This is a genomic window from Bradyrhizobium sp. LTSPM299 (genome assembly GCF_000938235.1).
GTDB lineage: Bacteria > Pseudomonadota > Alphaproteobacteria > Rhizobiales > Xanthobacteraceae > Bradyrhizobium.
This window is the reverse complement of sequence record NZ_JYMU01000049.1, coordinates 334,510-348,947: the sequence shown is the minus strand read 5'-3', so window position 1 is coordinate 348,947 and position 14,438 is coordinate 334,510. Positions and strand designations below refer to the sequence as shown.

General features: G+C 64.5%; 17 protein-coding genes. 7 read left to right on the top strand and 10 right to left on the bottom strand.

Features of this window, described 5'->3' with window-relative positions; all coding sequences use genetic code 11:
• Positions 1-51: 51 nt before the first annotated feature.
• Entirely contained in the window at positions 52-432 is a 381-nt protein-coding gene (locus UP10_RS24885) for a hypothetical protein (RefSeq protein ID WP_044589837.1), read from the bottom strand.
• A gap of 169 nt (positions 433-601) precedes the next feature.
• On the opposite strand from UP10_RS24885, the gene UP10_RS24880 reads away from it, so the two are divergent.
• Entirely contained in the window at positions 602-2,011 is a 1,410-nt protein-coding gene (locus UP10_RS24880) for an aldehyde dehydrogenase family protein (RefSeq protein ID WP_044589836.1), read from the top strand.
• Between the two features lie 71 nt (positions 2,012-2,082).
• Positions 2,083-2,643 (top strand): DUF2478 domain-containing protein, encoded by a 561-nt coding sequence (locus UP10_RS24875; RefSeq protein ID WP_044589835.1) that lies wholly within the window; start codon positions 2,083-2,085, stop codon positions 2,641-2,643.
• Positions 2,644-2,774: 131 nt separating this feature from the next.
• Here UP10_RS24875 and UP10_RS24870 read toward each other — a convergent pair whose 3' ends face one another.
• The 5 genes from UP10_RS24870 to UP10_RS24850 form a co-directional block, all read right to left on the bottom strand.
• Positions 2,775-2,981 (bottom strand): zinc ribbon domain-containing protein, encoded by a 207-nt coding sequence (locus UP10_RS24870; RefSeq protein WP_044589834.1) that lies wholly within the window; start codon positions 2,979-2,981, stop codon positions 2,775-2,777.
• A 111-nt stretch (positions 2,982-3,092) separates the two neighbouring features.
• A complete protein-coding gene (locus UP10_RS24865) occupies positions 3,093-4,394 on the bottom strand; it encodes a hypothetical protein (RefSeq protein WP_044589833.1) in 1,302 nt (433 codons plus the stop codon).
• Positions 4,391-5,452 carry a GNAT family N-acetyltransferase gene (locus UP10_RS24860; RefSeq protein ID WP_197086896.1) on the bottom strand — a complete coding sequence of 354 codons (1,062 nt, stop codon included), beginning with the start codon at positions 5,450-5,452 and terminating at the stop codon, positions 4,391-4,393. The genes UP10_RS24865 and UP10_RS24860 overlap by 4 nt, the downstream gene beginning before the upstream one ends.
• A 291-nt stretch (positions 5,453-5,743) precedes the next feature.
• On the bottom strand, positions 5,744-6,019 hold the full coding sequence (locus UP10_RS24855) for a YiaA/YiaB family inner membrane protein (RefSeq protein WP_044589832.1): 276 nt from the start codon (positions 6,017-6,019) through the stop codon (positions 5,744-5,746).
• Between the two features lie 48 nt (positions 6,020-6,067).
• On the bottom strand, positions 6,068-6,763 hold the full coding sequence (locus UP10_RS24850; RefSeq protein ID WP_044589831.1) for a PspA/IM30 family protein: 696 nt from the start codon (positions 6,761-6,763) through the stop codon (positions 6,068-6,070).
• A gap of 112 nt (positions 6,764-6,875) precedes the next feature.
• On the opposite strand from UP10_RS24850, the gene UP10_RS24845 reads away from it, so the two are divergent.
• The 4 genes from UP10_RS24845 (at position 6,876) to UP10_RS24835 (ending at position 9,339) form a co-directional block, all read left to right on the top strand.
• Complete coding sequence (locus tag UP10_RS24845; RefSeq protein ID WP_044589830.1) at positions 6,876-7,484, top strand: TetR/AcrR family transcriptional regulator; 609 nt, start codon at positions 6,876-6,878, stop codon at positions 7,482-7,484.
• Positions 7,485-7,664: 180 nt separating this feature from the next.
• On the top strand, positions 7,665-8,789 hold the full coding sequence (locus UP10_RS45950; RefSeq protein WP_044590104.1) for a hypothetical protein: 1,125 nt from the start codon (positions 7,665-7,667) through the stop codon (positions 8,787-8,789).
• A gap of 74 nt (positions 8,790-8,863) precedes the next feature.
• Complete coding sequence (locus tag UP10_RS44525; RefSeq protein WP_156164595.1) at positions 8,864-9,037, top strand: hypothetical protein; 174 nt, start codon at positions 8,864-8,866, stop codon at positions 9,035-9,037.
• Positions 9,038-9,102: 65 nt separating this feature from the next.
• Positions 9,103-9,339, top strand: coding sequence for a hypothetical protein (locus UP10_RS24835; protein WP_044538790.1), 237 nt, complete (start codon positions 9,103-9,105; stop codon positions 9,337-9,339).
• Positions 9,340-9,392: 53 nt separating this feature from the next.
• Here the strand turns inward: UP10_RS24835 and UP10_RS24830 are convergent, their stop codons facing one another.
• Positions 9,393-9,764: a cupin domain-containing protein gene (locus UP10_RS24830; protein ID WP_044589829.1), complete on the bottom strand. Its 372-nt coding sequence runs from the start codon at positions 9,762-9,764 to the stop codon at positions 9,393-9,395.
• Between the two features lie 170 nt (positions 9,765-9,934).
• On the opposite strand from UP10_RS24830, the gene UP10_RS24825 reads away from it, so the two are divergent.
• Complete coding sequence (locus UP10_RS24825) at positions 9,935-10,339, top strand: hypothetical protein (RefSeq protein WP_245321839.1); 405 nt, start codon at positions 9,935-9,937, stop codon at positions 10,337-10,339.
• A gap of 96 nt (positions 10,340-10,435) precedes the next feature.
• Here UP10_RS24825 and UP10_RS24820 read toward each other — a convergent pair whose 3' ends face one another.
• The 3 genes from UP10_RS24820 to UP10_RS24810 all read right to left on the bottom strand — a co-directional run bounded on the left by UP10_RS24820 (position 10,436) and on the right by UP10_RS24810 (position 14,415).
• Positions 10,436-11,263: an amino acid kinase family protein gene (locus tag UP10_RS24820; protein WP_044589828.1), complete on the bottom strand. Its 828-nt coding sequence runs from the start codon at positions 11,261-11,263 to the stop codon at positions 10,436-10,438.
• A gap of 11 nt (positions 11,264-11,274) precedes the next feature.
• Positions 11,275-12,087 (bottom strand): amino acid kinase family protein, encoded by an 813-nt coding sequence (locus UP10_RS24815; RefSeq protein ID WP_044589827.1) that lies wholly within the window; start codon positions 12,085-12,087, stop codon positions 11,275-11,277.
• Between the two features lie 252 nt (positions 12,088-12,339).
• Positions 12,340-14,415, bottom strand: coding sequence for a 2Fe-2S iron-sulfur cluster-binding protein (locus tag UP10_RS24810; protein WP_044589826.1), 2,076 nt, complete (start codon positions 14,413-14,415; stop codon positions 12,340-12,342).
• Positions 14,416-14,438 lie beyond the last annotated feature (23 nt).

The window sequence follows — 14,438 nt, the reverse complement described above, 5'->3', positions numbered from 1 at the left end:
CGGGGAATGACGATGGATGAAATTGACCTGGATGTCACTCCGATCCGCGACCTAATTCGCGCGCACCCGCACCTGCGTCGCAGGCTGCGCCACCAGCGCCTCGCCGAGTTCGTTCTGCTGGGCACGCGGGATCGAGAAGCAGACGCTGAAGCCGTCGGTGGTCTTGAGCGTCATCATGCCCTGGGTCGGATCGCTCGACTGCTCGATCACCCATGAATCCAGCGGATAGGCGTAGCGCAGGCTCTGATCGCCGAAGCGGGTCTGCAGCGCCTTGCTGATGAGCCCGGGCAAGGTCATGACCAGCGCGCCGACCTGGTTGATCGACAGCCGGATCGTCGCGGGTTCACCCTTGCCGTCGACGAACCCCAGCGAAATCGCGCAGCCGTCGGACGCGATTTCGCAGGTGGTGAGTTCCTGGGTCTCGATCTGCATAGCGGTACTCCGGATCATATCTTCGTTATATTCCATAGAATATATCGGTCCGGTGGCGCGCGTCCAGCCGTGAAGTTAATAGGCCGTGGCTCCCCCACCGCAGACGTGATATATGGCAGGATATAGCGAGACCCGCGAAGGGTCCGCCGACCCAGGGAGAGCGAAGCCTATGAGTGATTACAAACTTCTCATCGACGGCAAGATGGTACCGGGCGACCAGACCATGCCAGTCCTCAATCCGGCGACCGAAGAGGTGGTGGCGCAATGCCCGCGCGCTTCCAAGGAACAGCTCGACACGGCTGTTGCTGCGGCCAAGGCTGCCTTCCCGGCATGGGCCGTCACCCCGATCGAGGAGCGTCGCAAGCTCATCGTCAAGATGGCTGAGGTGATCGAAGCCAATGTGAACGAGCTCGCCCACATCCTGACCAGCGAACAGGGCAAGCCGCTGGCCGACGCCACCGGCGAAGTCATGGGCATGGCCGGCTTCTTCCGCTATCTCGGCTCGCTCGACCTGCCGATGCGCGTGATCGAGAATTCCGGCGACCGCAAGGTCGAGGCCTATCGCCGCCCGCTCGGCGTGGTCGGCGCGATCATTCCCTGGAACTATCCGCTGCTGATCCTCGCGTTCAAGCTGCCGTCGGCGCTGCTCGCCGGCAACACGCTGGTGGTGAAGCCTGCTCCTACCACGCCGCTGGCATCGCTGCGGTTTGCAGAATTGGTCAAGGACGTGCTGCCGAAGGGCGTGCTGAACTTCATCGCCGACGCCAACGACCTCGGCGATCACATGACCAAGCACCCGGATATCCGCAAGATCTCCTTCACCGGTTCGACGGCGACGGGCCAGAAGGTGATGGCGAGCGCGGCGCAGACCCTGAAGCGGATCACGCTGGAGCTCGGCGGCAACGATGCCGGCATCGTGCTCGACGACGTCGATCCGAAGAAGGTCGCACCCGGCATCTTCGAAGGCGCGTTCCAGAACTCCGGCCAGGTCTGCCTCGCCATCAAGCGGCTCTATGTGCACGAGTCCGTGTATGACGAAATCTGCAACGAGCTGGTCGCGATCGCCAAGAACACGGTGGTCGACGATGGTGCCAAGCAGGGCACCAAGCTCGGGCCGCTGCAGAACAAGATGCAGTACGAAAAGGTGAAGGCGTTCCTCGACGATGCCCGCAAGAACGGCAACGTGATCGCCGGCGGCTCCGCGATGGACCGTCCCGGCTACTTCATCGAGCCGACCATCGTGCGCGACATCAAGGAAGGCTCCAAGCTGGTCGACGAGGAGCAATTCGGTCCCGTTCTGCCTGTGATTAAATACTCCGACAAGGATGACGTGATCCGCCGCGCCAACGCGACCAATTACGGCCTCGGCGCATCGGTGTGGTCGTCCAACATCGAGCGCGCGCACGCGGTCGCGACCCAGATCGAGGCCGGCACGGTCTGGATCAACAAGCACCTCGACATGGCGCCGAACATCCCGTTCGGCGGCTCCAAGCAGTCAGGCATCGGGACCGAGTTCGCCGAGGAAGGCCTCGCGGAGTTCACCCAGCTGCAGATCATCAACGGCCCGCCGGCCGCCTGATCCTGATACTTGCGATCGCGGCGCAATTGCGCCGCGGTCGCTCCCCCGCCCACCACGAACAGAGACGCTCGATGTTCGACGCCCAATGCGACCTTGCCGCCCTGGTCTACGACGACCACGATGATCCCGACGCGGTGCTGCGCGACTTCGCCGCTGAGCTGAATGCGCAGGGCTTCCGGGCCATCGGCATGGTGCAGGCCGGACAATGCGCCGATTCCAGCCTGTCGGCCGTGCTGGTTCATAGCGGTGAAACGCTGCTACTGGCGCAGGACCCCGTCCCCGGCGCAGCCGGCTGCAAGCTCGATTTGGCGCGACTGCAGGACGCGGGCACCCGCGTCGCCGGTGCGCTGGAAGCCGGCGCCGACATTCTGATCGTGAACCGCTTCGGCAAGCGCGAGCGCGACGGCAAGGGGCTCGCGTACCTGATCGAACGCGCCCTCGACGCCGACATTCCCGTCGTCATCGCGGTGTCACGCAAGAGCTTTGCGGACTGGATCACATTCGCCGGCGGCATGAGCGTGAAGCTCGCCTGCGACCGCCATGCACTGGATGCCTGGTGGCGCCGCGTCTCGCTGCGGAATGCAGCCCAGATCACGCCGGATCACGTCACGGTGTGCGAAGTCTTCAAGTAATCGCGCAATTCGTAGGGTGGGCAAAGCCACCGGGTCGCGCGAATGCGCGCCCGATGACAGGCTCCGCGTGCCCACCATCAAGAGCACGCCGCGGGTGGTGGGCACGCTTGCGCTTTGCCCACCCTACAAGCTCACAGCGTTTCCTGCTTGTGGCCGCACTGCTTGCAGACGTATTTGACGCGAGTTTCGCCCCTGTCCGCTTGCAGCCGGTTCGGCGCACCGCATTTGCCGCAGACCGCCTCGATCCGGGTCGCGCCGTGCTTGACGACGAGGTTCCGCTTTTCCATGGTCTCGCGGATCAGGCGTTCGGCCTCCTCGCGCATCGACTGCTTCGACATGATCCATACCGGTCGTTGGTTGCGGGCGCGGTCATAGCACGACCGTATGCCGCTTCAACAGCGGATATCGGGCCGTAGTAACCCTGTCGGGTCAAACGGCAGCACGCAGCGTCATTTGGCCTCCGGAGTCAGCGCCAGGAGCCGCCGCACCAGCGCCAGCGCGGTTTCGGTGGCGGGGTCGGCGGCGGTGACCGGCACCGCCAGCACGATCAGGTCGAGCGGATCATGCGCCAGCACGATGACATGGCTGGCGCTGTTGGCCGTCATCAGCGAAACCATGCGCTCGACCGCGGGCTCGGTGGCCGCGAGCCCCCACGGCGCATCGGACCGGCGCAGCACCCGCCTGGAGCTATTTCCGTTCCGATGGAATCGGAACGGAGCTCCAGATTCTTGTTTTGACGCGTTTTCTTCACGCGAACCGGTATCCACTTCGCTCGAAAACGCTTCGGCCGCCAGGAAATCGCGCAACAGCGGCGGATCGTAAAGCGCCAGCTCGCTTTCACGGAATCTGCGCGCGCTTTCGAAGATCGGGTGGCGCGCCAGCTCGGCGATTAGCTGATCCCGGGTTTGCGCCGGTGAAGCGGCAACCGAATTGAGCACGCCCGGCTCCTGCGATTCGAACAGCGCCCGCAGCGTGTCGGTCATCAGGCCGATGGTGAGCACGCCGGCGATCGCAACCGCAACGAAGCGGATGATCTGCGCGGCATCGACATCTTCAGCCATGAAGGCGGCGGCGAAGCCAAGCAGGCCCGAGCTGATCAGCCGCAGCGCCATCATCGCAAGCCCGTGCCGGCGCGTCTCGGCGCCGCCGCCCGCGATCAGCATCACGGTCACCGTGAGCAGCGCGCCGAGTGCGCCGAGCCGAACTGGGATATCCGGAAACAGCGTGCGGAAATCGGTGAGGATGAACGGGATCACCACCAGCGCGCCGACCGCCAGCCGCCCGATGCTGCGGTTTTCCGAGGCCATCAGCGCCGCACGGTCGCGCGTCGCCAGCAGAAGCGCGCAGGTGGCGAAGCCCAATAGCTGGAACAGCGCCAGCGTGATTGCATAGGGCATCGCGAAGCGTTGCAGCCCGAACGTGCCGCCGAGACCGAGCAGGACGCCGCCGCCAAGTGCTGCGATCTTGACGGCGCGCGGCGCGTGACGCCGCAAAATGCCCTCGGTGACGATCAAAGCGCCGAGCGGGATCAGCGAGGCCGGGATCACCGAGAGGCGATCGAGCACCACGCTGCCGGTCCACCACGCCAGCCCGCGATCGAGGAACAGGATCGCAATCACGCCAAGGGCGATCAGCAGGCGGCGGGTCAGCGGGCTACTGGGATCGCGCCGGTAGAACGTCATCATCGCCACCGCCAACCCGATGGCGCCGCAGAGATTGACGATGGAATCGGCGATCACGCCCGAGGTCATTTGCTGCCTGTCGGTTCGGGATCGTGTCTGCGCGGCCGCAACGTGCCGAAGGCGCGGGTATCGTCCAACCAGTAGACGACCGGCAGCACCAGCCGCTGCAACGCCAGCACCCCAGAGGCCGCCAGCAATGCCGGCAACGAGCCATGCGGGACCTCGCTTGTGAGATAGCGGCGCGCGCCGGCGAGATCGATGCGGCCGAGCTGCAGCACGTCGTCGCCGCGGTCATAGTCGAGCTCGCGCTCGCAAAACTCGTTGTAAACGGCGTTGCGATGCTTGGGCGCGATCTCAAAGGTCTTCTTCAGCGCATCCGAGCCGCCGGTATAGGCGTTGGTGATGACAGAGCGCGCCTCGTCGAAGCCGGCCTCCGCGCCGACCCCGAACACCGCGCGATGACGCGCCATGATGCCGCGAGCGAGCTGCAGATGCGCAAAGCTCTGCCGCGCGTCCGGCAGCGGCGACGGGTAGACGTCGGAAAAGGTGTCGCTGACCATACCGACCACTGAGGGAACCTGGGTGACATTGGAGATCCATTTCGGCCGCAGCCCATCGCGCGCGAACAGCACCAGCGCGGTCAGGCCGTAGAGCACCCAGGACAGCCCCTGCCCGCGCACATCAGGGTCGACCATCACAAGGCCGAGATGAGTGACTTCGGTCGGCTCGCCGTCGAGCACGACATCCATCAGCGAGAGCGCGTTGAAGGCGATCGGACGCCCGCTCTCCTCCTCGCAAATCAAGGTGACGACGACGCGCGACAAGCGTTCGGGTTCGCCCGAGAAAATGCCGTAGGTCAGGCTCTCCTGCGGCAGCGTCTTGGCGGCGACGCTGCGCAATTGCACGACCAGTTCATCAAGCTCGGCTTTCGGCAGCGACAGGCCGGGCGATTCGACGATGCGGGTGCGCTGGCCGGCCTGGGTGCGCAGCGTGAGATCGATGGTCGGCTGCGACAGCGCCTTCAGCCAGAAGCCTGCATGGCCGGCCAGGCGGTCGAGAACCGCACGCACCTTCGCAAAACCGTTGGCCGCGCGCGATGCCGGAGTGCCGTTGTCCGATGACGCCATGTGTCCTGCCCGTGATCGGCGCGATTTGTGCACGTCAGCCTGTTAAAGCGCGATGAGCGCCAGCTGACGCCGTTTGTCGCAGGGTAAACGAGCCGTTCCGGAAACAGGACAAGTTTATCCCGACAGACCGAGAACCATCCACGTCATTGCGAGCGAAGCGAAGCAATCCATTGTCACCGAGCTTACGGAGCGATGGATTGCTTCGTCGCTTCGCTCCTCGCAATGACGGCGGGCCACTTACCCCTGCAAAGCGGCGGGTGAGGAACACCCGCCGCTTCCTTTGATTCCGGCTCAAGCCGCCTTGGAGACTTCCATCAGCAGGCGCTCGGCCTTGGCGTCCTCGATGCGATTCACCAGCTTGCCGCTCTCGTGCACGTCGCGCACCGTCTTGGTCAACGTGATGCAGGTCTGGACCAGCATCACGATGCCCATGGTGAGATAGCCCTGCATCCAGATACTGACCGGCAGGAAGAACACGCCGATGGCGACGAGGAAGGCGGAGGCCGCGAAGGACGCGTAGGTGAAGGTGACCCAGGCACCGCTGTGGGGTTGGATATTCTGGTTCATGGTACTCTCCTTGATGATACGAGGTTTGATGAGGGTTCAGGTTTGGAACTAAGCAGCGGGCGGGCGCCTGGCTTTCAGCCGCGCCAGCACGTCGTCGGCGGTCGATTTCATGCGCGGGCCGAAGCCCTGCTCGGCGAGCTTCTCGGCGGTCGTGAGCGGCCCCGAGGCCGCGTCGATCTCGAACAGCGCGTCGTCGGCGGCCTGGGCTTCCATCTGCCGTTCGCGCAGCCGCTTCAGCGTGGCTTCCGCCTCCGGCAGCGTCGACTCGTAGGGACGCGCCGCCTCGATGCCGCTACGGCGCAGCGAGCGCACCGCCTCCGAGGCACGCGCCAGCCGGCGGCCGCGGTCGAGTTCGGAGATGCGCGCTTCCGCATTGGCGACGTGGCGCTTCAGCCGCGAGATCTCCGAGGCGAACAGTGCGCGGGCGGTCATCGCGGCATCGCGCTCGGCCTCGAGATTGGCGATCGCCTGCGCCGCTTCGCGGGCGAGATCCTCGCGGCCGCCCTCGATCGCTGCGGTCGCGCGGACCTCGAGATCGGCGATCCGGCTGTTGGTGGTCTCGAGCCGCCGGCCCTCCTGCTGGTCGCCGGCGATGGCGAGCGCCAGCGTCCGCTTCGAGCGGTCCACGGCGGCCGCGGCGTCGCGCACCTGCTGGTCGAGGACGACGAGCGCCGTGCGGTCTTCCAGTTCTTCCTCGGCTGCGGCCACGATGCCGCGGAAAATCGTCAAAACAGTTTTGAACATTTGGTCACTCCCTGCTATGAGCATCGCTCATGAATCTGGTGTAGCACGTTCTGAACATTGCTCAAGAAATATTTGAGCATCGCTCAAGAATTTCATTAATGGCAGGTAAATCATGTCCAAGGCATTGGAAAGACGCGCCAAACTGCGCGAAGCACTGATCGAGGCCGCCGAACGCGCGATTGCGGCAAAAGGCTTGGGCGGCCTGAAAACGCGCGAACTGGCGCAGGAAATCGGCGTCGCCAATGGCGGCGTCTATAATTTGGTCGAGGATGTCGACGAGCTGATCCTGCGCGTCGGCTCGCGCACGCTGGCGCGGCTGGACGCGTCGCTGTCGCTGGCCGAGATCGGCGGCTCAGCCAGCCAACGCGAGATGTTGGTGCGGATCGCGGTCGCCTATTGCGACTTCGCGGCGGAGAATCTCGAACTGTGGCGCGCGCTGTTCGAGCACCGCATGCAGCCGGGCAAGCCGGTGCCGGATTGGGCTGTCAGCGAGCAGATGGAATTGTTCCGCCACATCTACAAGCCGCTCGCCGCGCTGTTCCCGCAGCGCTCAGCCACACAGCTCGGCGTCACCGCGCGCAGCCTGTTCTCCGCCGTGCACGGCATGGTCGCGCTTGGGCTGGAGCAGAAGCTGATCGCGGTGCCGCTTCCCGCACTGCGCAACGAGATCGCGACCCTGACGCGGGCGATGATCGACGGGCTGACGGCGAAAAAAGAATAGCGCTTATCCACGATGCATTCGGGCAACACTCGTCGGGAAGCTTGACGAGCTGCATTTTCCGCCATTGCCTGTCCATATCGTGATCCCACCATCCGTGGCGTCGCATGCTTGGCTGTGCAATCCGGCTCCGAAAGAGCCTTTCCGAGGGACCATTTACGAGGAGCTTTGGAGGCTGGGATGATGAACTCGCGGCGAATGAGGGCGGCGGCGTTGTTCGGAGCGATCGCTCTCCCGAGCGCGATTGTCGCGTGGCTCGCTCATGGTTCAGCCGGTATCGAGAATGCTGCTGCACCGATCGTCGACCACCCTACCCCAATTGTCGTCGCCGAACCGGTCGCACCACAGCCAGCCACGATGGACAGCGTCGCTGCCGGCAGCGCTGATACGAAAGCCACGGACGGACCAGAGCCGGCGGCAACCGCCGTGACGACGACGACCTCGGACAAGGCGGAAGCGACGGTCGAGACCGCATTGACCGATCCTGCGCAAGTCCTGCTGCCCGCGGCGGAGCCGCTGCAAGTGTCGACCGCAAGCACCCCGGATCCCGCGCCTCGCGATGCCAACAAGGCGCTCAACTCCGTCGAAATTCTCGACGAGTGCTGGGTCGTGGCCGCCTGCGTCGACCGATACCTGTGGGCGCTCTATCAGCGCGCGCCCAAGGAGGACAGCATCAAGGTGCCGGAGCAAAGCCAGGTGGAGGTCAAGAAGAGAGGCAAAATGGTGACTGTCACCAGAACGATCACCAGGCTTGTCGATGAGGATTTCGCCTGGAAGGATCCGAAGGCGGCCGCAAGAGCCGGCATGCCCATGATGGACTACGTCATCGGCGGCGTGACCCCGAGCTTCAAGCTGAAGCTTTTCCATGTGCTTTACGCGGCGGAGCAGGCCGGCCTGTCGCCCGGCATCACCAGCGCATTCCGCGATGACTACCGCCAATCGATTGCAAGCGGCCTCGCAGCGGCCAGCAACCGGTCCTACCATGGCGGCAGCCTCCGCGGCGGCTACGGCCATGGGCTTGCCGCCGACGTCGTCAGCGTCGATGGCGCGACACGCGACGAGCGATGGGTGGCCTCGGAGCGGCTCTGGAAATGGATCGATGCACATGGCAAGGAGTTTGGGATCGGGCGCCCCTATCTCGACAGGGATCCGGCGCATCTGGCACCGATCGACGGCCAGGAATATGCAGGTCACCGCGGGACCGGGACGCATTTGGCGGGATTGGCGTCGAAGAAGCGCAACCGGGACAGTCACGGCGGGGCAAAACACCCGAGAACTGCAAAGTCATCGAAAGTGAGAACGATCTGATACCGCCACGCGGCATTGCCGCGTCAATTTCTGCTGCCAGGCCAACGGTAGCATTTTGCCTTGGGCATCCCCATATGGGGTGGATGGCAAACTGGCAGAAATCCGGCAAACGAGAACCACCCAGGACCAAGGCTGAATTGCGCGAGATGCTGACCGAGGCTGTGCGCAACACGCCCAACCCCGAGCAGGCGTCGCAGCGCCCGGCGAAAGCCAAAAAGATCGCGGCTGGAGCCGCCGACGCCGACTAGGCCTTGCGGCCCGGCCGACCGAATTCCACGCGCGACGAGCGCGAGATTTTTCGTGAAGGAGCAGCATGCGCAAGCTTCCCAACCCCACCGAACAAGAAATGATCGAGGGGCCCCAAGCTGTATCTTTTCAGATTGCGAATGGAAACGCGCGGCAGGACTGCGTTCTGCAAACCACCTTCCCGACGAAGGCACAGGCGCACAAGTACCTTCTCACAAATTGGCCGACCATCGAAAAGATGGCTCGCGACGCTCTTGCGGCGGGAACCATTGAAGGCGGCCAGATCAAACTCATGATGGACTGAACAGAAGCGACGCTGATGCGATCGGGTCGTCCGCGGCCGGAAGCACTCTGACCTCACGGCTCCATCGTGTAGGAGCGGCCAGCTTCGAGCGCGTAGATGGTCAGAAAGCGCAGCGGGCGTTCCGGATCGCAATTGCGAAACAGCGTGTGTGGGATATCGGCGCGATCCTGCAAGGTCTCACCTGCCCGATACTGCCGCGGATCATCGCTGCCATAAGCAGACTCGGCAACACCTTCGACGATGAAGATCACGCCGCCAACGGGATGCCGATGCAGCGGAGCGACGCCACCGGGTGGATAGGTCACCTCGACCACGACAAGCTCCCGATGATCGCCGGGCAATGCAAGACGTTCGAGAAGCTTGCGCGTGACACCCGCAAACCCGGTCTGCTGAGCACTTGCCTGACCGTCGATACTTTCACCCATTGGACATCCACTCCCGTCGCGCACTGAGTCGTTGCAGCTCGATCATATCGCGGCGCGATTGACGACGAAGACACCTTTTGATCAAAGCCCTTGCCTACAGCGCACGCGCGCTGCAAGATTCTCGCGCAGCGTCAGCTTTGTAAGGGGCGGCATTGGTCACGGGATCTTGCATGAGAACGAGTATTTTGGCTGCGCTTGTGTCCAGGGTCGCCGCTTTGGCGCTGATCGTTGGAGTTGCCGGACTGTTGCCAGCGTCTTTAGCGCGCGCCGCGCCCGCGCCCGACTGTTCCACATCGGCGACGCTGGCGGATTGGGGCGAGAATTCGACCGGCGACATCGACGTCAAATCCGGGGAAAGTTGCCTGTTGCCAATCGGGATACGCGGCACGGTGACCGATTCAGCGATTTCGCAAAAGCCGGAGCACGGCAAGCTGAAGAAGGTCAACGCATCGACCTTCGAATACACGGCGAAGGCCAAATACAAGGGAAGCGACACGTTCGCCGTCAAGGCAACGGGCCAAGGGCCGAAGGCGTCGGGCACCTCGGTCATCACGGTGCACGCGACGATCAAATAATCGATTTCGCGCCGTCTCCGACACTGCTTGTCGAGCGATGCGCTCCGCCGCGTGCCGGGATTGATGGCACGCGACGGTTCTACCCCAATCGGGGGCTTAGGCCGGGCGTGCGGCGGTGTGAATGATCGACCCGACGTGCTGGCCGCGCAGCGCCGCGGTGAGGCGGCCGGGAACGAGGCCATTCACGACCTGCACGCGCGCGATGTGGCGTGCATTCGCCATGACATCGAGAAGCGCGGGATCGAGCGGCAGCGTGCCCTTGTGCTTCGCAAGGTCAGCGGCACTGGTCTCGCGGAGCAACTGGGCATTCTTGCCGTCGGGACCATTGGGATCGGCGGTAAACACCCCATCGACATCCTCCACGATCGTGAGCCCGGCAGCGCCCAGCGCGTCGGCGAGCAGGAACGCGCCGGTATCGGCGCGGTGGAGCGGGATGCGCGAGTTCGGGAACTCATGGTGATGATAGGGCGGAAAGGCGCTGCCCACGACCGCGCGGGCCGCGGACAAATGAACGGCGAGCTGGCTCGCGATGGTGGGGTGCTCGATGTAAGAGACGCCCTCCGGCGCGAGCAGGCTCGCAAGGATATGGCCGTTCTGCCCGGCCTCGCTGGCCGCCAGCGGCGCAAGCGACCCGACCGGCAGTCCGAGATCGAGGCCGACGCTGTAGAGATGGCGGGCGCGGATGCCGGCGCCGGTCAGGATCAGCAGCCGGTGCTCAGGTAGCAGCGTCCGCAGCTCGTCGACAAGCGGCAGGATCGCTTCGTGGCCGCGATCCATCAGGCGGCCACCGATCTTCACGACCTGCAGCCAGGGGAGAAGCCGGATCGGGCGGCTACCTGCGACAGGGCGGGTGAGATCGCCGTCGAGCAGGGTCTGGCGCGCGAGCGGCGAAGCGACATGCTTGATCTGGTTGGTGTCAGCCATGATGTCTCTCTCTAGCTCGCGGTGATGATGGTGCCGACATGCTCACCCGCGAGCGCGCGGGTCAGATTGCCGGGAACGAGGCCGTTCACGACCTGCACCTCGCGCACGTGGCGCGCCGAGGCGAGCAGATCGAGCACCGGGAATTCCAGGATGGAATCCTGCAATCCCTTGGCCTTCATCTCGGCCACCGAGATCTTCGGGATGAAGGTCGCATCCTTCGTGGTCTTCGGGTTCGCGGTGTAGAGGCCGTTTTCGTCCTTCACATAGATCATCGCCTTGCAGCCGAACTGCTCGGCCACGAGGAAGCAACCGGCGTCGGTACGGTAGGGCGGGATGACGCCTTCGGCCGCGGGACGCATCCAGAGGCCATAGGGCGGCATGCCGCTGAAGATGACGGCGTGCACCTCGGCCAGGTAGAGCGGCACAGCCGAGAGCGCGGCGCCGCTGACGGCGGAGATGCCGTGCCTGGCAAGAAGTTGCCCCAGCATCGCGGCATTCTGATCGGCGACCGAGGCGCCGAGTTGCGAGAGCACGCCGGCCGGTAGGCGAAGCCCGGCCGCGATCGAGTAGAGATGCCGGGCCCGCGTGCCGGCTCCGGTCCCGATCAGCATCTTGTGGGCCTTGCGGGCCGCGACGATCTCATCAACCAGCGGATAAACCGCGGCGCGGCCCCGATCGATGACGCTCTGTCCGCCGATCTTGATCACTGTAGCGTCCGGCAGGATCCGGAAGTCGGGCGCCGCTTCCGCCGCAGCCAGAAGCTGCGGATCGGTGAGCGAACGCTGCATCAGGAGCTGCTCGAGCTCCGCGATCGTGTCATTCATGAGAAACGTCCTTTCTCCAATGCGTTGAAACGCCGTTCAACAGGCCCGCGAGCCGAACCGGTCTCCACCGGCGGTCCCCTCAAGCCCCGCATCTGGTTGCAGTGGTAGCGATAGTTTGCGTGCGCCTCAAGGCACAACGGCACGATCATTGGTCGTGCATGCCGGATTGACGGCGGTCGGGTGCCGGGCTCCGAATTCGGAGCAAGTGAAAGCCGTCTACTTGGTCGTCGAGCCACCGGCTGGGGCGGCCGATCAAAGCGCGAGCTGGATCCGATCCTCGCCGTCAGCTTCCGACTTCGCCGGCACGGCGCAGCAGATCAGCACTTCATCATCGGCCACCGCGGCGGTGGGCTCCTTCACATAGGTCACGTCGCCCGCCAGCAATTTGGTTCGACACGATCCGCAACTCCCCGCCCGGCAACTGAACGCGGGGCTGAGGCCGCGCGCTTCAGCCAGTTCGAGCAGCGTTCCGGACTCCGGAGTCCAGCGCGCCTCCTTCAACGAAGTCGTGAAGGCCACCGGGACCGGCCTGGTCGCGGGCGGCCGGCGCGGCGGTGCGGCCGTGGCCACATCGGTCTTTCTCACCAGCGATGAGGGACCGAACGCTTCGGCGTGAATCCTGTTGTCCGCAATGTTGTAGTTCCGCAAGCCATCATAGAGCGATTGCGTGAACTGCGGCGGACCGCACAGGTAAAAGTCGTAGTCGTTGAACGGCAACAGGCGCGACAGCAGCGTCATGTCGATCCGCCCCGCGGCGTCGTAGTCGAGGCCTTCCTCGGCGCCATCGACATTGCTGAGCACGCGGATGATCCTGATAGCGCCACCGGCGGCATCAGCGAGCTGCTGTAATTCATTGCCGAAGGCACGGTCCTGCTTGGAATGCGCCGCCTGGACCAGGATCGTCGGCCGGATGCCGCGAGTACGCAGCCCCTCGTAAACCACATGGTGCAGCATCGCGAGCATCGGTGTGATGCCGACGCCGCCGGCCAGCAGCACTGCGGGCCGCTTCTCGCGCGCATCGATCGTGAAGGCGCCGCTCGGCGCGCGCGCCTCGATGATGTCGCCGACCGCGATCCTGTCGTGGAGATGCTGCGACACCAGACCGTCGCGCTTCACGCTGATGCGGTACATTCCGTCCGACGGCGCAACCGACAACGTATAGGTCCGGATCACCGGCTTGTCCGTCCCTGATAGTGACAGGCGGATCGGCAGATGCTGTCCCGCATCGTGTGGAAGCAGCCCGGCCCCGTCATCCGGTTGCAGATGGAACGAACGGATCGAGGTGCTCTCATCGACGATCTTTGTCACCTTGAACGGACGCCACTGCGTCGCAAGCTCGGCTGCCCGGATCCGGTCGGCGGCCTGCGCCCAGTCGCCGGTCATCAGTGCGTTCGGCGACCAGCCGTCACTCCGGAAAGCCCAGCGCAGCGGCAGCGCGCCCCGCCTCCGCACCACACGACGGGCGCGGAAACTCCAGAGCCGTTCGGCGCCCTGAAACGCCGCGATCTCAGGTGAATCCAGCATCACCTCGGCATCGCCGGTCATCTGCAGCAGGTCGCCGGTTTCGAAATCGACGAACACCAGCCCGGCCTTGCCGTTCAGCAGGATGTTGCCGAGCGTGTTGAAGAACAGATTGCCGGCAAAATCGGGAATCGTCAGCGTGCCGTCGTCGCCGACCCGGACGAACCCCGCATTGCCGCCGCGATGCGAGACGTCGACCTGGCGACGATCCTTGCGCTCGGTGTAGGACGCGACGAAGAACGTGTCGGCCGCCTTGATCATGTCGCGCGCGGCTTGATCAAGACCGGAGTTCTCCTCGACCTGCCCCGTGAAGGCCTCGCTCGGCTCGCGCACGAACCTGAAATCCCGCAATTGGATGTACTGCGGACAATTTCCAAAGCTCTGATCGAGGTCGAAACTGAGCGCTTCGCCAACTGACGCGCGAAGCATCCCGTTCGCGCGGTTGCGGCGCCTTGTGTGCAGCTCGATTCCCAACAGGCCAATGGCGTCGCCCACTAGCGTACCCTCGCTCGCGGGATCGGTGGGGTCGGGCTTCGCATCGATCTCGAGGCTCCGCGGTGTCGGTGACGAGATGAAGCCCGGCCTGCCCGCCATCAAGGTAGCCCAAGCGTCGCTGCTGCGGTCGACGCTGCCCAACACGATGAAAGGAATCTGGGCGTAGAATTCGCGGTGCTGGTCCGGCATGAAGTCCCGCACGGCCCGCTCGCCTACGGCCAGCATCCGTTCGGAAACACCGACCTTCTGCTGGATCGCCTTTTCCCCGGCATGCCAAGTCGCCAACCTGGTTTTCGATCGCCTGTCGCTCATCGTCTCGCCCTCCCCTTCGGGGT